General features: G+C 33.4%; 12 protein-coding genes. 11 read left to right on the forward strand and 1 reads right to left on the reverse strand.

All coding sequences use genetic code 11. The annotated features are described in order from the left end of the window. The first annotated feature begins 49 nt into the window (after positions 1-49). From BLQ66_RS02860 to BLQ66_RS02870, 3 genes are all read left to right on the forward strand, one after another. Positions 50-1,411, forward strand: a complete 1,362-nt coding sequence (locus BLQ66_RS02860; RefSeq protein WP_074520833.1) for an MATE family efflux transporter — start codon at positions 50-52, stop codon at positions 1,409-1,411. A gap of 108 nt (positions 1,412-1,519) precedes the next feature. Further along, a complete protein-coding gene (gene hisS, locus BLQ66_RS02865; RefSeq protein ID WP_074520834.1) occupies positions 1,520-2,800 on the forward strand; it encodes a histidine--tRNA ligase in 1,281 nt (426 codons plus the stop codon). Positions 2,801-2,988: 188 nt separating this feature from the next. Then, complete coding sequence (locus BLQ66_RS02870) at positions 2,989-4,305, forward strand: MATE family efflux transporter (protein WP_074520835.1); 1,317 nt, start codon at positions 2,989-2,991, stop codon at positions 4,303-4,305. Positions 4,306-4,389: 84 nt separating this feature from the next. Here BLQ66_RS02870 and BLQ66_RS02875 read toward each other — a convergent pair whose 3' ends face one another. Beyond that, a complete protein-coding gene (locus BLQ66_RS02875; RefSeq protein ID WP_074520836.1) occupies positions 4,390-5,280 on the reverse strand; it encodes an ion transporter in 891 nt (296 codons plus the stop codon). 202 nt (positions 5,281-5,482) lie between these two features. Between BLQ66_RS02875 and BLQ66_RS02880 the strand changes: the two genes are divergently transcribed. The 8 genes from BLQ66_RS02880 (at position 5,483) to csn2 (ending at position 19,524) form a co-directional block, all read left to right on the forward strand. Continuing rightward, a complete protein-coding gene (locus tag BLQ66_RS02880; protein WP_074520837.1) occupies positions 5,483-8,779 on the forward strand; it encodes a PD-(D/E)XK nuclease family protein in 3,297 nt (1,098 codons plus the stop codon). After that, positions 8,760-12,557: a helicase-exonuclease AddAB subunit AddA gene (gene addA, locus BLQ66_RS02885; protein WP_074520838.1), complete on the forward strand. Its 3,798-nt coding sequence runs from the start codon at positions 8,760-8,762 to the stop codon at positions 12,555-12,557. Before BLQ66_RS02880 ends, addA begins: the two co-directional genes overlap by 20 nt. A 16-nt stretch (positions 12,558-12,573) precedes the next feature. Next, the gene (locus tag BLQ66_RS02890; protein ID WP_074520839.1) at positions 12,574-12,921 is read left to right on the forward strand and encodes an arsenate reductase family protein; all 348 of its coding nucleotides are present in this window, start codon (positions 12,574-12,576) and stop codon (positions 12,919-12,921) included. A 13-nt stretch (positions 12,922-12,934) separates the two neighbouring features. Next, the gene (locus BLQ66_RS02895) at positions 12,935-13,300 is read left to right on the forward strand and encodes a DUF488 domain-containing protein (protein ID WP_074520840.1); all 366 of its coding nucleotides are present in this window, start codon (positions 12,935-12,937) and stop codon (positions 13,298-13,300) included. A 240-nt stretch (positions 13,301-13,540) separates the two neighbouring features. Further along, entirely contained in the window at positions 13,541-17,674 is a 4,134-nt protein-coding gene (gene cas9, locus BLQ66_RS02900) for a type II CRISPR RNA-guided endonuclease Cas9 (RefSeq protein WP_074520841.1), read from the forward strand. Continuing rightward, positions 17,671-18,546: a type II CRISPR-associated endonuclease Cas1 gene (gene cas1 / locus BLQ66_RS02905; RefSeq protein WP_074520842.1), complete on the forward strand. Its 876-nt coding sequence runs from the start codon at positions 17,671-17,673 to the stop codon at positions 18,544-18,546. The genes cas9 and cas1 overlap by 4 nt, the downstream gene beginning before the upstream one ends. Positions 18,547-18,550: 4 nt before the next feature. Continuing rightward, positions 18,551-18,856, forward strand: a complete 306-nt coding sequence (gene cas2 / locus BLQ66_RS02910; protein ID WP_074520843.1) for a CRISPR-associated endonuclease Cas2 — start codon at positions 18,551-18,553, stop codon at positions 18,854-18,856. Further along, a complete protein-coding gene (csn2, locus tag BLQ66_RS02915) occupies positions 18,853-19,524 on the forward strand; it encodes a type II-A CRISPR-associated protein Csn2 (RefSeq protein WP_074520844.1) in 672 nt (223 codons plus the stop codon). The genes cas2 and csn2 overlap by 4 nt, the downstream gene beginning before the upstream one ends. The last annotated feature ends 100 nt before the right edge of the window (positions 19,525-19,624 follow it).

Raw genomic sequence — 19,624 nt, forward strand, 5'->3', positions numbered from 1 at the left:
TGATTAATTTTGAATAAAAAGGACATAGGAAGAAATTTAGGAGGAAATTATGACAAAGAATATTATTAGATTATCAGATCATTTTGATTATAAGAGACTGCTTAGATACAGTCTTCCATCTATGTGTATGATGGTTTTAACCTCGATTTATGGTGTGGTAGATGGCTTGTTTGTATCTAACGTAGTGGGTAAAAATGCATTTGCAGCAATTAATCTTGTAATGCCAGTTTTAATGATTCTAGGTGGTTTTGGTACTATGTTTGGTACTGGTGGTACAGCTCTTGTTTCAATGACACTAGGTCAGAAAAAGGAAGAACTTGCAAATAAATATTTTTCAATGGTTATTGAAGTTGCAGCCTTGGTGGGTGTGACTTTATCAGTCATTGGCTTTATACTAATGCCAAGAATTGTAGCCCTACTTGGAGCTTCAGATTTAATAATGGAAAATGCCATTAATTATGGAAGAACTGCTATTATTTTCTTAGTGGCACTTATCCTTCAATATGCTTTCCAAAGTTTTATGACAGCGGCTGGAAAGCCAAAGCTTGGTTTGTATGTTACAGTTGCAGCAGGACTAACTAATGCAGTTCTTGATGCTGTGTTTATCTATATATTTAGATGGGGCGTTATTGGCGCAGCCCTTGCTACAGGCATAGGTCAGACTGTAGGTGGCGTTATACCTTTGATTTATTTTATAAGAAAGAATACAAGTAATTTAAGAATAAAAGCTACAATGATTAAGATGGATGCTGTTATAAAGTCTGCTTTTAACGGCCTTTCAGAACTTATGACAAGTATCGCCTCATCTATTGTAAGTATGGTTTATAATTTACAGCTTATGAAATATGCTGGTGAAAATGGAGTGGCAAGTTATGGAGTTTTAATGTATGTGCAGTTCATTTTCATAGGAATTCTTTTTGGTTATACTTTGGGAACTACACCTATTGTTGGCTATCATTATGGTGCTGGCAATAAGAAGGAACTTAATAACTTGCTTAAACGAAGCCTTAAATTAGAGTACATAGGTGGAGTTGTGCTATTTATAATTGCGCAGTTACTTGCAAAGCCAATTTCTTTTGTCTTTGTAGGTTACGATGCAGAATTATGGGCATTAACAATACATGCTTTTAGGATTTTCTTATTCGCATTCTTGTTGGCAGGAGGTAACATTTTCATATCTTCATTCTTTACAGCCTTAAATAACGGCCCGGTTTCAGCCCTTGTTTCTACTCTTAGAAGCTTGGTTTTTGAGCTTAGTTCCGTAATAATTCTTCCATTAATCTTTGGACTTAATGGTATTTGGGGCGCTGTGGCAGTGGCAGAACTTGCAGCAACAGTAGTGGCTTGGAGCTTGCTAATAGGCTTTAATAAGCGTTACGGTTATTTTATAAAGAAGGATAGTACAATTTAGTTTGCTAACACGATAAATTAAGTCTAGAAATCTTAAGAGCTTTGTTGTAGAATATATAGGACTAGGCGATAGTGCAAAGTATAGATGAAATAAGAAAGGATCCGAAATATGAAGATTACATCAGTTAAGGGTACTAACGATTACCTACCTAATGAAGTGGAAATTAGAGATTATTTACAGAACGAAATTTTACAGACATACGTTGCTAACGGATTTGAACATATTACAACACCAGCTATTGAAGATATTGAAAACCTTGATAAGTCAGAGGGTGGCGATAACTTAAATCTTATTTTTAAGATTATGAAGAGAGGCGACAAGCTTGATAAGGCTATTGCTTCAGGCGTTAGCTCAAAGAATGAGAACGTCCTTGCAGATATGGGTCTTAGATATGACTTAACTCTTCCTCTTAGTAGATATTTTGCTAATAATAAGGAAAAGTTATCTCTTCCAATGAAGTGTATTCAGATGGATAGAGTTTATAGAGCTGAAAGACCACAGAAAGGTCGTTTAAGAGAATTTGTTCAGTGCGATATTGATATTATTGGTTCAGACTCAAGAGATTCAGAGATCGAGCTTATCCTTACAACAACTAAGGCTTTAAAGAGAATCGGTATGAAGAATTTTAAGGTTAAGATTAACGATAGAAGATTACTTAGAGCCTTCCTTTCAAACTGCGGTTTTAAGGATGAAGATTTAGATAGTGTTTGTATTACATTTGATAAGATGGACAAGATCGGACTTGAGGGCGTTAAGGCTGAATTAGTTGAGAAGGCTTTTGAAGAGGCTGCAATTGCTAAGTTTACAGACTTCTTAACAGGTGTTTCATCACCATCAGAGATTAGCCTTGAATCAGTTGAGGCAATTTTAGAGGATAAAACTCCAGCAGATAGCTTAAAGTACATCATTAACACAGTTAAGGAGATGACTGCAGGAGATGATAATAGCTTTGATGTAGTATTTGATTTATCTTTAGTTAGAGGTCAGGGTTATTACACAGGTACTGTATTTGAAGTAGAAAGCATCGACTTTAAGGGCGCTATTGCAGGTGGTGGCCGTTACGATAACCTTATTGGTAAGTTCCTAGGTCAGCAGGTTAGCGCTGTTGGTTTCTCTATCGGTTTTGAAAGAATTTTCTCAATCCTTATGGAAAACGGCGTAGATGCTAAGTCTCGTCCAGAAAGAATTGCTATTATGTATGATGAGGGCGAAGTTGTTAAGGCTTATAAGATTGCTGAAAAGTATAGAGCCGAAGGCAAGAGCTGCTCACTTTATCTTAAGCCTAAGAAGATGGGTAAGTTCCTTGGAAAGCTTGAAGAAAGAGGATATAAGGGCTTCGTTAACGTACAAAATGGCGAGGATATTAGCTACTTTGGCGAAGATAAGTAATATTTCCCTTATGAAAATGTATTGCTTTTAAAATTTAATTATGTATAATGGTTTATGTTCATCGGAGGATGTGTAAACGAAGATTACGCGCCGGATAAGATGACAGATTTATTTCTGTGTGTCTTTTCCGGTGCTTTTTTATTTTCACATTAGATAAGAGACTAAATTAAAACAAAGAGAGGTAATGTATGGATTTATTAACAGGAAAAATAAGCAAGATTTATTTTAAGTACTTAGCAGCGGCATTTGGCAGCGCTCTTATAGTTTCAATTTATGCCTTGGTAGATACAATCGTAATCGGGCGATACGAAGGACCAAACGGTACTGCGGCGGTAGCTAATTTCATGCCCATGTGGTCAATAATGTATGCCCTAGGAATATGTTTTGGTATAGGTGGCTCTGTGCTTTTAGCCCATAAAAGAGGTGCAGGTAAATTTGAGGAATCTAATAAGTACTTTACAACATCAGTAGTTCTTTCAGTAATTGCATCAATAATTATTTTTATTGTATATAATATTTGGGATAGACAATTACTATATTTATCAGGTGGTAGAGGCGCAGTTCTTGATTTATCGACTAAGTATTGTTTTTATATAGCATTTGCTTCACCACTTTTCATCATTGGGCAAATGTTAATCCCCCTTGTAAGAGTGGATGGAAAGCCCTTTATTACCACAGTAGCCGTAATGGCAGGCGGTATTTTTAACGTCTTTGGTGACATTTACTTCGCCTTTGGCCTTGATATGGGTATTCTTGGCGCCAGCCTTGCAACTGCCATTGGCCAGCTTATTTGCGTGTTGATTTTACTTGCTCATATTTTATTGGGAAAATGTAATCTCAAACTTAACTTTAAAAACTTACATTTACTAAAAAGAATCGGACAGGTTATATCCACAGGTAGCGCTACCTTTATTGTAGATATTGCCATTGGCGTTGTAACAATCCTTGTAAATAACCAGATTATGCGCTATTCAGGAGAGACAGCCCTAGCAGTTTATGGCGTAATTAGTTCTTATGTTACTGCTGTACAGTCAGTAAGTTATGCAGTAGGCGAGTCAGGACAGGCAATTATCTCAACTAATTATGGTGCTGGAAATGCTAAAAGAGTTATTGGGGCAAGACGTGTAATGTTAACAACTGCCTTAGTTGGTGGAATTTTCTTTTGCATAATTGCAATGCTTTTCCCAAACGCAATACTTAGATTATATATGAAGCCAACTGCTGAAGTTTACGCAATTGGTGCAGGAGCTATAAGACTTTATTGCCTAGATTTAATATTTCTTATGTTTAACATCGCTTCAACTTACTATTTCCAGGCAGTTAATAGATTAAGCGTATCCCTAGTAGTTTCCCTAGCTAGAGGCTTCTTTGTAAATGGACTTTTAGTTATGTTACTTCCACTTATCTTTGGAATAAATGGTGTGTGGATTGCAATTCCTATAGCTGAGTTAATAGTAGCAATTTATGTAGCATTTATGCTAAGAAAGAAGTTGGTGATAAAATAACTTTTGAATAAAAGCGACATAAAAAATGAATAAAATAGACATAAAAAAGGACATGCCATAGAACATATGGCATGTCTTATTTTTTCAATACCTACTAAAGAGCTTATGGAAAATGTATCCCCAGCCGTTTTTCTTAATTTTATATTTCTCATGCACTTCCTGATATTCTTCAGCGTGATAAGTACCATTAAGAAGAGACTCTTTTAACTTCTCAAATTCATCCTCTTCCTCATTACCCTTGTCCTTATTTAATTCGGTCATAATACCTGCAGTAATGATACCACTTGGCATGGCAACCATGGCGATTCCAAAGAAAGAACTAATCATGGCAATGAAGCGACCAAGGTCTGTGACGGGATAAATATCGCCGTAACCAACGGTTGTAAGAGTAAGACAGGACCAGTAAGCAGCATCAAAGAAATCCCCGAAACTATCAGGCTCCATGTTAAACATCAGGGTAGCAGAAATAAGAATGTAGGCTACCGCCAATGTAAATACGGAAGCAAGGGCTCCTTTCTGGCTCTTTAACACATTTTTAACTAGTCGAATTGTTCTTGAATATCTGAAAATTCTAAAGATTCTTAGTAATCTGGCAAATCTAAAAATTCGAATAAGAGTTGAGGTATTACTAAGAATTGTAAAGGCTGGAAGTATGGAAACTAGGTCAATTATTGCCCCTATGGTGAAGGGATATTTGGCAAAAGAAATTGGTCTAAAATCGTTAAATTTAAAGTCGGCGGTGCAAAATCTTAAGACATAATCAAAGATGAAAATGCCAGCAACCACCTTATCTAAAATGCTAAGACCTGGTGTTGAGTACTTAAAGGCAAGTGGCACAATACCAGTAATTATGGATATAAGCATAATCCAATCGTATAGATTAAGCTTAGAGGTGTTATCTGTAACTGTTGGTTCGATGGCATAGAAAATGTTTTCTCGAACGATATGAATCTTGCTAGATGTGTTTATCTTCATAGTTATCCCCCGTTATAAGTCCCTATATATTTTCCTTCTCGAATATCTAGAAAGTATATCGGAAAATTTAGCCTAGAATTTAAGAAGAAATTTTTGTGTTAATCGGACAAATTAAAAAATATGTCGAACATACTTTCTATTTTTAGATGACTATGCTATAATTTTTCTTAGCGATACTAACTAGAGATTAACGGGAGGGTTTATGGCTTTACAGCTCATTTTTGGCGGCTCAGGTGCCGGTAAGTCAACATTTATCTATCAGAAGATCATAGATGAATCTATCAAGAATCCAGAGAAGAATTACATTATTGTTGTGCCAGAACAGTATACAATGGCAATTCAGAAGAGAGTGGTAGAATTACACCCTAATAAGGGTATTTTAAATATTGATGTTGTGTCATTCCAAAGACTTGCTTTTAAGGTCTTTGAAGAGGTTGGAGGAGTTAATTTTCCAATCCTTGATGATACAGGTAAGAATTTAATTATAAGAAGAGTTTTAGAGCAGAATAAGTCTAAGATGTGCTATTTTGCTAGTAATACAAGCAATACAGGCTTTACAGAACAGATGAAGTCTGTTATTTCTGAGCTTTTACAGTATGACATTGATAAGGATAAGTTATCTAAGATTAGAGAGGATGTTAAGGGAGATACTGTCCTTAGCTATAAGCTAGAGGATATTGAACTTATCTATAATGGCTTTAAGGAATTTATTGATAAGAGCTATATAACAAGTGAAGAGATTCTAGATGTTTTATGTCGTGTGGCTGAGAAGTCTAAGAAGCTAAAGAATACCAGTATTGTTCTTGATGGCTTTACAGGTTTTACACCAGTTCAGTACAGACTTATTAGAATTCTTTTGAATATAACAGACATGCTTTATGTGACATTAACTGCAGATGTATCTGAGAAGATGAGTGTTTCTAAGGGTATGGAGAACATTTTCTTTATGACTAAGGATTGTATCTTTAAACTTCATGAAATCTGTGATGAAGAGCATGTGGAGATGCTTGAGGACATTAAGCTTACTAATAATTATCGCTTTAAGGATAATAAAGAATTGGCCTTCCTTGAGGCTAATTTATTTAGAAAGAAGAGGGCTTATTATAAGGATGAGGTAGAGAATATTTCTATCTATTCGGCTAATTATCCTAAGGATGAGATACATTTTGCAACTAATGAGATCCTAAAGTTAACAAGACTTTCAGGTCTTCGTTATGCGGATATTGCCATTGTTACTTCAGATATGGAGAGCTATGGAAAGCTTACAGCTAATATCCTAGAACAGAATAATATACCTTATTTCCTTGACTATAAGAGACATGTTAGCTCTAACCCTTTAGTTGAGTTTATTCGTGCTGCCCTTGAAATTGTAACTAAGAACTTTAGTTATGATGCGGTTATGCGTTATTTAAGAACTGGCATGACAGGACTAGCAGTAGATGACATTGATTTAATTGATAACTATATTAGAGCTCTTGGAATTAAGGGTAATAAAAGATGGGTCAATCCTTGGACTAGAAAGTTTAGAGGTCGTGTTAATGAAACTGACCTTGAAAAGTTAAATGCCCTAAGAGAAGAGATTATAAGTCCTTTAGTTAGTCTAAAGGAGAGCTTTAAAGAAGCTAATGGCAATGTCCATGCTTTAACTCTAGCCCTTTATAATTTCTTAGTGGATTCAGACAGCGAGAGAAAGATTATAGAACTTGGTAAGGATACGGATTACAGCGAGGAGTTTGAGAAGGTTTATGCTCTTGTAATTGACCTTTTAGATAAGCTTGTAGAACTTCTTGGAACAGAGAAGGTATCAATTGCAGAATACGTTAAGATTCTTGATTCAGGCTTTGAGGAAATCAAGATTGGTCTTATTCCACCAAGTAATGATTGCGTAGTAATTGGTGATATTAACAGAACAAGACTTGATAACGTTAAGATTTTATTCTTCCTTGGTGTTAATGATGGCTTAGTGCCTGCTAGATCTGATACTAGAAGTATCTTATCAGAGACAGATAGAGCAAGCCTTGAGGCAATGGATATTACTCTTTCTCCAACAAGTAGAGAGAAGGCTTTTGTTCAGCGTTTCTATCTCTATCTATTTTTAACTAAGGCATCTTCTAAGCTATATATTACTTATGCCAATAAGAATACAGAAGGTAAGTCAATTCTTCCTTCCTATATGATTAGAACTCTTAGAAAGATGTATCCAAGGCTTGAGGTTAAGTATGGTGCGGATATTGATTACAATAATTTCTATCTTACATTTCCAAAGTCAGACCTTAGCTTTGATGATGAGAGTGTTATTGATGCCTTGGCAGCAGCCCAGGCTCTTAGCCTATATGGCAAGGAATTAAAGGGTAGTGTAACTTCCTTTGAGGATTATGAAAGATGTCATTATGCCTATTTCCTTCGTTACGGTCTTAAGTTACAGGAAAGAGAAGAGTATTCTTTTGAAGTTAAGGATTTTGGTACCATCATTCATGGAGCTCTAGAGCACATCTCTACTGAGATTGTTAAGAGAAAACTATCTTTTACTAATCTTACTGAAGAGCAAAGACAAGAACTTGTTAAGAAGGGAATGGAGGCAGCAATCGATGAGAATGCTAAGTCACTTCTTACAGATAGCAAGAGAAGTGAGTACCTAATTAAGAGAATGACAGATATAGTGGATAGGTCTATTTGGACTATTGGTAAACATTTAGCTACAGGCCTATTTAAGCCAGATATGTTTGAAGCTGGTTTCTTATCAGATGTAGATAAGATGCCAGATGGCGTGCGTTTTCTTATGAATGGTAAGATCGATAGAGTAGATGTTTGCGAAGATGAAGATAATCTATATGTAAGAGTTGTAGATTATAAGTCAGGTAAACAAGACCTTGATCTGTTATCTATTTACTATGGCTTAAAGATTCAGCTTATTACCTACCTAAAAGAGGCAATTGAGTTAGAGAAGAGACATTACAAGAAGAAAAATTATGTTCCTGCAGGAATTCTTTACTATAACGTGGATAATCCAATAGTAGAGGCTAATGCTAAGGATCAGGATAATATAGATGATGCAATGCTTGAAGAGCTTAAGATGAAGGGCGTAGTTAATGACAACGAGCATGTCTATAACCTTATGGAGGACATGACAGATAAGACTAGCGCTATTAGTATTCCTTTAAAGCTTAAGAAGGATGGCAGCCTTGCTAAGACAAGTAAGGTAATGTCAACAAAGCAGTTAGAATTATTATCAGACTACACAACTAAGGAGAACATAAAGAAGGCCAATGAAATCATAGAGGGTAATATTGAGATTAACCCTTATATTAGAGGCACTAAGACAGGATGTGATTATTGTCCTTATAAGTCTATTTGTGGTTTTAGTAGTGACTTATCTAAGAAGGGCTTTAGACGATTAGCTAACTTAGAGGAGAAGCTTATTTGGCAGAATATAAAAGAGGAACTTGGAGAATCAGAAGAAGAGGAAGGAATGAATCAAAGTGGCAAAGAGTTGGACTAGTGATCAGTTATTAGCAATAACAGAACGCAATAAGAATATATTAGTATCCGCAGCAGCTGGCTCAGGTAAGACAGCTGTACTTGTTGAGCGTATTGTATCTTTGATTACAAAGGATCCTATCACAGATATTGATAAGTTTGTAGTAGTAACCTTTACAAAGGCAGCAGCAAGTGAGATGAAGGATAGAATTAGAAAGGCTTTAGAGGATTTGCTTGAGGCAGACCCTCTTAATACTAACCTTTTAAAACAGCAGACTTTACTTAATAATGCTCAGATTACAACTATTGATAGTTTTTGTCTTTGGATTATTAAGAATCATTTTTCTGAAATTAATCTAGATCCAGGCTTTAGAACTGCTGATCAGGGAGAAATTAAGCTTCTTGGGGCTGATGTTTTAGATGAGTTAATTGAGGCTCACTATGAAAGTCAGGACAAGGAATTCCTTGATTTAGTAGAGGCTTATGCAACAGGTAGAGATGACACTAAGATTAATGATTTAATTGAGAAGGTTTACGAACTTGCTAGATCTAATCCATGGCCAGATGAATGGTATGAGCAGGTTTTAGATGTCTATAAGTCTATAGAATCTGATGGTGAGAATGCTGCCATAAGCGATTGTCTATCAAGTATTGTACTTTCTCTAGAAGGTTATAAGGATTTATATGAAGGCTTAATTGACATTTGCCAAAGACCTATGGGACCTGAAAAGTATACCTCAACAATTCAGGGAGAATTAGCGGGAATTAATGCCTTACTTGAAACTCATAACCTTAAAGAATTTATTGAAAAATTACGACTATTTAAATTTGATAGAATGCCATCAATTCGTGTAAATGGCGATATAGATGAATCTTTAAAGAATCAGGTTACGGAATCAAGATCAGATTTTAAGAAGTATATCGATAAGCTTAAGGAAATTTTTTCAAGAGACTATGAGGGTTTAATTGATGATGTTAAGCACTGCTATTCTTATGTGAATACAATAATCAAGCTTGCAAGAGAGTATAATGAGGCCCTATCTAAGGTAAAGAAGGATAGAGGTATTATTGACTTTAATGATATGGAACATATGGCTCTTTCAATCCTTATAAAGAAGGAAGAGGGAGAGATTGTCTATACAGATACTGCCAATGAACTTGCAAAGAATTTCAGATACATAATGATTGATGAATATCAGGATTCTAACATGTTACAGGAAGTAATTCTAAATGCTGTTTCTACCGTAAGATTTGAAGAAGAACCAAACAATGTCTATATGGTAGGTGATGTAAAGCAGAGTATCTATAGATTTAGACTTGCCTGCCCAGACCTGTTCATTGAAAAGTATGACAGTTATAGCCCTACAGATGTGAACTTTAAAAAGATAGAGCTTAAGAAGAATTTCCGTTCAAGAAAGGAAGTACTTTTTGCAACTAACGATGTCTTTTTAAATGTGTTTAATAAGGCTTTTTGTGGCATTTCCTATACACCAGAGGTGGCACTTAATCCAGGTTTTCCATACCCTGAAAATTCTAATGCCCCAGAGGATATTTATGAGAATAGTCCCGTAGAGATTCATTTAATAGATGGTAAGGGCGTTGACTTAGTAGATGATTCAGAAGAGGATAATCCTAACATTGATGGAGCGAAGGAGCTAGAAGAGGGAACTTATAACAACAAGGAATTAGAGGCTCTTCACATCGTGTCTCTTGTTAGAAATATTGTTAATAGCAATCAATTAGTTTTTGATACAGATTTAGGACAGTATAGAAAGGCAAGCTACAGAGATATTGTAGTTTTAGTTAGATCTAATAAGAACTGGTCAGATAGCTTGGTTAATGTCCTTATGAATAATAATATCCCAGCTTATAGTGATTATAGCGAGGGTTACTTTAATGTAAGAGAGATTAGTGTGCTACTTAGCTACTTAACTATTGTAGATAATCCGGTTCAGGAGATTCCATTGTCAGCATCCCTTCTTTCTTACTTTGGTGGCTTTAATTCTTCAGACCTTGTTAACATTAGAATTCTTGGTCGCTACCTAAAGAAGGAAAATTGCCTTGAGCATCCTAACCTTTATCATGAGATGCTTGCAATTAATGCAGAGATTGATGGTGTGCTTGATGAAGATTTAGAAGGCATTAGCCATGATGAAATCCTAAAGCTTAACGCCAAGATTGAGACTTTCCTTAGGGAATTAAACACTTATCGTAAGAAGTCTAATATTGAAAATGTATACGATTTACTCTGGGATATTATTTATAATTCAGGCTACTATGACTATGTAGGTACAATGCCAGCAGGTAAGCGCCGCCAGCTTAATCTAGAAATTTTCCTTGATAAGGCAGCAGCTTATGGTAAGACAAGTTATACAGGTCTATTTAACTTCTTAAGATATATTGAGCGTTTGAAAAAATTCGACATCGACTTTGAAGAAGGCTCAACACTTTCAGAAAATGAAGACCTAGTTCGTATTATGACTATCCATAAGAGTAAGGGCCTAGAATTCCCTATTGTAATTATGGCTGCTATGGATAAGGGCTATAATTTAACGGATTCAAAAGGAACTTTAATCCTAGATTCTAATCTTGGTATGGGTATGGATTACGTAGAATTAGAGACTAGAACTAAGACAAAGACTATCGTTAAAAGTGCTATTAAGAATAGAATCGATAGAGAAGCAAGAGCAGAAGAGCAGCGTGTATTATATGTTGCCATGACTCGTGCTAGAGAAAAGTTATATATGGTTGCAGCCCTTAAGGATGCAACTAAGACAATAGAAGAGGCCACAAAGCAGGCAGAACTAGTTAATAATGCAAAGGGTTTTAGCTACATGCAGCTTAATAAACAGAGTAGCTATCTAGACATGGTTTTACCAGTTGCCCTTTTACCTAAGGAGAATCTAACAGGGGACTTTAAGATTGATGTTATTCCAGTTGCTGAGGTTGTTGAAAATGCTAAATCAGACGCAGAGGAAATCGAAACAACAATCACAAAGGAAGACCTTAAAGCTGGTAGCCTTCCACCACTTCCAGACTATGTAATAGATCCAAAGGCAGAACGTCCTGTAAAGGTAACTGTTTCCGCCTTAAAGAAGATGCAGGCAGATGAAGACTTTGATAGTGAGGCAATGTCTGTGGTTAAGGAAGATTACGAAGATGAGTTAGAAGTTGGTGCGCCAAGTGATGAGTCTGAGTTATCTATTGAAGAAAGTTTAGATTCAAAAGAATCTTCTAATTCCTTAGAGCAGCCAGAAGAATACGAGAATAAATACGTTCCTAACTTCATTAAGAATAAGCAGGAAGAGCTTGTGGCTACTGAAAGAGGTAGCGCATACCATAGAGTATTTGAGTGTCTTGATTATAGTATGGTAGGAAGCCTAGAGGAAGTTAAAGAGAATATCAAGAAGATGCTTACAGATGAGAAGATAAGCATGGCAGAATATAAAAGCGTTAAGGCAGAAGACATCTATAAATTTACTAAGACAGATATTGGTAAGATGGCAGCAGCTGCTAGTGCAAAGGGCAAGTTAAAAAGAGAACAGCCATTTGTGTTTGATGTGGATGGACAGCTAGTACAGGGTATAATCGATATGTATATGGTTGAAGATGATGGCATAATCATAGTAGACTATAAGACAGATAGAGTACGTTTCGGAAAAGCAGGAATTGAAGAATTAAAGAAACGTTATAAGATTCAGTTAGATTACTATGCTATGGCTATAGAGCAGATTACTGGACTTAAGGTATTAAGAAAGGTGATTTATTCAGTAGGCCTTGGCAAGGAAATTGAGCTTTAGTCTAGGAGGTAGAGATATGAAGGTTTATTGTTATAGCAGATGTTCAACATGCAAGAAGGCCCTAAAGTGGCTAGATGACAACAAGATTAGTTATGACTTAATTGACATTAAGGAGAACAATCCAGATATTAAGACCCTAAAAGAAGCCTATGCTAAAAGTGGCAAGGAGTTAAAGAAATTCTTTAATACAAGCGGCCAGCTCTATAGAAGCATGGAACTTTCTAAAAAGCTAAAGGATATGTCAGAAGAAGAACAGCTAAAGCTCTTAGCTACAGATGGCATGTTAGTAAAAAGACCATTAGTTATTACAGAAGATGCCGTATTGCTAGGCTTTAAAGAAGAGGAATGGCAGAGTTTAAAGTAAAGAAGATGATATAGTGAATAATAAGATTTTAATTAAGAGAGCTTATGAAAATGTATCAGAAACCGATGGAACTAGAATACTAGTAGATAGACTTTGGCCAAGGGGTAAGAGTAAAGATATTCTTCAACTAACTTCTTGGGAAAAGTCTATAGCTCCATCTAATGAGATTAGAAAAGCTTTTAATCATGAGCTAGAAAAATATGATGCATTTAAATTAGCGTATGAGAAGGAACTAGAGGAGAATGAAGAGGCAAAGGCCTTTATAGAAAAGTGCAAGAAATGGCTTAAAGAGGGTAATTTGACTCTAGTTTATGGAGCAAAAGATGAAGAACATAATAATGCTGTCTTGTTAAGGGATTGGCTATTGCTTAAAATGTAGGAAACTGAAGAATAATAGTTAAAGGAGTCGTTGCATTTTAATTGAAATATTAAATTAATGTGATAATATAATATATAGAACAATAAAAAAAGACTTGTTACCAAGTCTTTTTTTATATGCGCACAATGCGCTCCAAATGGTGTTTTCGGATAAAATCCTTATTTGCACTCACCTGTTAATTTGTACAGATGAATTATAACAAGTTAAATTATTAATGTCAATAAATTTAAGGGAGGAATTATGGAAAAAGAATATTATTTAGGACTAGATATGGGAACAAGTTCAGTAGGATGGGCTGTAACAGATAATAAATATCGAATTTTAAGAAGAAAAGGTAAAGATTTATGGGGGATTAGAGAATTTGAAGAAGCGAGTACTGCAGCTGAAAGAAGAACACATAGAATTTCTAGAAGAAACAGACAGAGAGAAGTAACAAGAAGGGCTTTAGTAAAGTCTTATTTTACAAATGAATTAGAGAAGGTAGATTCTAACTTCTTAATCAGATTAGATAATAGTAAGTATTATGAAGAGGATAAGAATGAAAAACTAAATAGTCCTAATGCTATCTTTGATGATAAAAACTATACAGATAAAGATTATTATAAGGAATATCCTACAATTTTTCATTTAAGAAAAGAATTAATTGAAAATAATCATGCACCTTATGATGTAAGATTAATATATTTAGCAGTAATGAACTTATTTAAAAGAAGAGGGCACTTCCTTAATTCTAGTTTAACTATAGAGAATGCAAGTTCAAACATAGAAATTAATGATGCTTATAACGAATTTATTAGCACAATTGATGAAACTATGGTTGGAGACCTATCTTTAGTATTTCCACATGATAATGAAATAACTAATGAGTTGCTTTTAAATTTAAGAGATACATTAGCATCATCAAAATTATCTAGAAAAGCAAAAAGTGAAAAAGTAAGAGAACTTTTAAAAGTTGATAAAAAGAGTAAGAGAGAGATAGAGGTCATTAATGGTTTTGTTGGTTTGCAGGTAGACTGTAATAAGCTTTTTGATATAGATAAGACTGATAATGAGATTAAGGCAAAGTTTTCAGATTTTTCATATTCAGAGTCAGAACCAGAAATATTAGAAAAACTAGGTGATGAATATGCTCAAGTTTTATTAGCTATTAAGAAAATCTATGATATTGGAACACTTGTAGAAACACTTAGAGGCAAGAAATATTTATCATTTGCTAGAGTAGAGGATTATGAAAAGCATAAGAAGGATTTAGCAATTCTTAAGAAGTTAGTTAAAACACTTGGTCCAGAAGCCTATGATGAAATGTTTAGATCAGAAAAGGCAGGTTCCTATAGTGCATATGTAAATTCTAATAATAGTGATAAGAATGAGGGTGAATCTAAAATCAGAAGAGGTATTAGATCCGATTATGATACATTCCGTAAGTATGTGCAAAAGGTGTTAAAGAATGTAGAAGATTGTGAGGATAAGCAGTATATTTTAGATTCTATTGAAACTGAGAACTTTATGCCAAAGCAGTTAACGGCAGCAAATGGTGTTATTCCTAATCAGCTTCATGCCGCAGAATTAAAAGTTATACTTGATAATGCATCAGCTTATCTTGATTTCTTAAATGATAAGGATGAAAGTGGTTTAACAGTTAAAGAAAGAATTTTAGAGTTGTTTACATTTACATTGCCTTATTATGTTGGACCAATTTCATCTAGTAAGGATTCTAAAGGATGGGCTATTAGAAGAGCTGGAATGAATACTAAAACAATATATCCATGGAATTATAAAGATGTTATTGATGTTGAAAAAACTAGAGCAGAGTTTATTCAGAAAATGGTAAGAAAATGTACATACTATAGAGAAGAGCAGGTATTAGCTAAATCATCAATGAAATATCAGAGATTTGCTGTATTAAATGAAATTAACAATATCAGAATTGATGATGTAAGAATTGATAATGAATTAAAGCAGAAACTTTATAATGAGGTTTATAAAAAGGGAAAGAAACCAACAAGAAAAGCTGTTGAAAAATACTTATTTAATAATGGAGTTTCTAAAAACGCAACTATTACAGGTATAGATAAAGAAATTAATAATGGACTTACTAGCTATGGTAAGTTTAAGGAAATATTTGGAGAGGATATTGAGAAAGATTCAATCAAGACAGTAATTGAAGATATCATTTTTAGATGTACTATATTTGGTGATTCTACGGAAATGCTTAAGGATTATATCGGTAAGACATATCCTGAGACTCAGTATCCAGCTTTAAATGAAAAGAATATTAGAAAGATTGTAAGTTGTAAATTTAAAGATTGGGGTAGATTATCTGCAAATGTTCTAGACTTAAATGGATGCAATAGAGAGACAGGCGAAGTGTATTCTATTTTAGATGCTATGTGGGACACTAATAATAATTTTATGGAATTGTTACACAGTGATAAATTTGATTATAAAGAACAGTTAGAAGCTATAGAGGATAATGCTATTAAGACTTTATCTGAAATAACACCTCAATTTTTAGATGAGTTTTATTTTAGTGCACCAGTAAAAAGAATGATTTTACAAACAAGTAAAGTTATTAACGAAGTTTGTAGTGTCATGAAATCTGAACCAACTAAGATTTTTATTGAAATGACAAGATCTGATGATGAAAAAGGTGACAAAGGTAGAAAAGATTCGAGAAAAAATGATCTATTAAACAAGATAAAAGAAGAGTTTGATAATAAGGATTATTGGACAAATCTTGTCAATGAGGAAGCTAAATCAGGACGTCTTAAATCCAAGAAAATGTATCTATACATTAAACAGATGGGAATGGATATGTATTCTGGTGAAGAAATTGATTTAGATTATCTATTTGATGATAGTAGATATGATATAGATCATATTCACCCACGTCACTTTGTTAAAGATGATAATTTAGAGAACAATTTAGTTCTTGTAAGTAAGAATGCTAACCAAAATATTAAGAAGGATTATTATCCTATACCAGACACTATAAGAACTAATCCTAAGGTAAGAGCTTTATGGGAAAGATTACATGAGGCAGGTTTGATTAATGATGTTAAGTATGCAAGACTTAAGAATAATCAGCCATTTACAGAGGATCAGTTAGCAGGATTTATTGCAAGACAGTTAGTAGAAACAGGACAAGCAACTAAGGGTATAGCAGATATATTAAAGATGACATTACCAAATTCTAAGATAGTTTATTCTAAGGCAGGTAATGTTTCTGAATTTAGAAAAATATATGAGTTTAGAAAGTCAAGAATAGTTAATGAATTCCATCATGCTCACGATGCCTATCTTAATATTGTAGTTGGTAATGTTTATTTTACAAAATTTACAGATAGTCCTAGAAACTTTATTAAGAATGAATATGAAAAGGATAAGGAAAAGAATAACTATCATTTAGCTGTAAAAAAGATGTTCCAATATAAAGTTGAACGTAATGGTTATGTTGCTTGGTTACCTGAAAGAGAAGGAGCTGACTATGAGCCAACAATTAATACAGTAAGAGAGATGATGGCTAAAAATACTCCTATTCTTACAAGACGTAGTTTTGAAAAGCAAGGAGTAATTAATAAGGTAACACTTTATGGCAAGAATAAAGCAAATCCTGAGAGTTATATACCTTTAAAGACAAGTGATCCTAAAATGGCTGATGTTACAAAGTATGGTGGTTTTACTAGTGTTAATATTTGCTATTATTTCCTAGTTGAACATGAAGTGAAAGGTAAAAAGATAAGAACTATAGAATGTTTACCAGGATATATGCAGAAGAGGGTAGAAGATAATCCTAATGAACTTGAAATGTTTTGTGAAAAGGAATTGGGCTTAAAGAATTTTTCAATAAGATATAGAAAGATTAAAGTTCAGTCATTATTGAAGATTGATGGTTATTATGTGTATATAACAGGAAAGACTAATAAACAGTTTATTATTCAGAACGCAGTGAACTTTAAAGCTTCAGTTGATTGTTATGAGTATATTTCGTATATTGAAAAATACATAAATGAAGGAAAAAAGAAAGAAGAATTAGACTACGATAAGAATGTTAGCTTATATGAGATAATCTTAAGTAAGTTGGAAAAAACACTATTTAAAAATAGAATAAATAGTATTTATAAAAAATTATTAGAGAAAAAGGAATACTTTGAAGAATTAGAAATAAATGATCAAGTAGAGGTTTTATATCAAATAATACAATCTTTAAGTATAAAAGGTTCTGATTGTGATTTGACATTATTGAAAGAATCAAAAAATGCAGGAAAAATGTTAATATCAAAAGAATTAACAAAATATACTGTGTTTAAACTTATCAACCAATCACCAGCAGGAATCTATAAAGATCAGGTTGTTGATTTAAAAACTGTATGAGTTGGAGAACAGTAGTAATAAGCAATAGTGCTAAACTAGATTATCAAATGGGTTATATGGTTGTTAGAAGAGGCGACGTTGTTAAAGTTAATGTTGATGAAATAGAGACATTAATGATTGAATCAACGGCTGTCTCTTTAACAGCAGCCTTACTTAATGAGCTGGTGAAAAGAAAAGTAAAAGTTATTTTTTGTGATGAAAAACATAACCCGTCATCAGAATTATTGGCTTATTACGGTGCACATGATACAAGCGCAAAAGTTAGAAAACAAGTGAACTGGAGTACTGATATAAAAAGAGCAGTATGGACAGAGGTTGTTTCAGATAAGATTAGAAAGCAGGCTGAACATTTAGAAGAAAAATGCTTACACAAAGAATCTGAAATGCTATTCAACTATATTAAAGAGATGCAATTCGGTGACGCAAATAATAGAGAGGGACATGCTGCTAAGGTTTATTTCAATTCATTATTTGGTAAAGAGTTTTCTAGGTCAGATGATAATAGTACTAATGCAGCTCTAAATTATGGTTATACAATAATTTTGTCAGCGTTTAACAGAGAAGTTGTAGCAAATGGTTATTTAACACAATTAGGAATATTTCATGACAATATGTTTAACTCATTTAATTTGGCATCAGATTTAATGGAACCATTTCGAATTTTGATTGATAGAATTGTTTTTAGGATGAATCCAGAAAAATTTGAACATGATGAAAAAATGGAAGTGCTAAAGGTCCTTCAAACAGAAGTTAAAATTGCAGGAAAAGCTGAATACGTAGATAATGCAATTAAAATATATTGTCGTAGTGTTTTTGATGCTTTAAATGATAATGATGTATCATTAATTAAATTTTATAATTATGAATTATAGGTATATGAGAGTTTTAGTGATGTTTGACTTGCCTGTTTTAACAAGCAAGAATATGAAAGATTATAGACAGTTTAGAAAGTACTTGATTAAATCAGGCTTTTTGATGATGCAAGAATCTGTATATTGTAAACTTGCTCCTAATTCTGTAGCAGCTGATTCTATAGTTGATAATATAAGAAAAAATAAACCACCAGAAGGCTTAGTTCAAGTGCTAAAAGTGACGGAAAAACAATTTTCTAAAATGGAATATGTTGTTGGTGAAAAAAGAAAAGACATTATAGATTCAGATGAAAGGTTGATTATTTTATGAGAATAATAGAGTCTGATTTAAATATTAATGTAGATCTAGCTGAGAATAAACCAGTATGTTTAGTTGTAGAAAATAGAAAGTGTTATTCTGACTTACTTAATCAATTATGGCTAATGGATATTGGAGATGTTAATGATATAAGAATTTCTGAGAATGAAGATGAATTAAAGTTTTCTAAAATTGGAAGTGTAATATTAAATCCATATTTGCTAGATGCCAATGATAAGAAAATATTAAATAGGATATATCAAGAAATAAATGATATAGCTATAAATGATAATGTTAATGAAACATTAAAAATAAAAGAGCAGATAATTTCTTATATGGAAAATCTAATAAACTCAGTATCATATCCTTTGATGTATAATTTGGATTTTGATATAACAGTTTTGTTGAAATTATTATCTACGAAAATAGACGATAATTGCGATTCTTTGTTAGAGAGGATTATTAGTTATGTTAAATTGTATCATCAGGTTTTATCAACAAAACTTTTTATTTTTGTTGGTTTAAAATTATATCTTTCAGATGATGATATTGTAAGTTTATATGAAAATCTTAAGTATGAAGATGTTTATTTACTAGATATAGAAAATAAGCAATATGGAATACTTGAATATGAAAAAACATTTATTATAGATGATGATAATTGTATAATAGATGTGTAATGAAAATGCAAATTAACAGCATATACCAGTATGTTAAGTTTGTGGACGACCTCATGATTTGAGGTTTGAGAACCTTGTTAATTTGTATATGACTTAAACA

Origin of the sequence: Lachnospira pectinoschiza (assembly GCF_900103815.1) — a bacterium.
Classification (GTDB): Bacteria; Bacillota; Clostridia; order Lachnospirales; family Lachnospiraceae; genus Lachnospira; species Lachnospira pectinoschiza_B.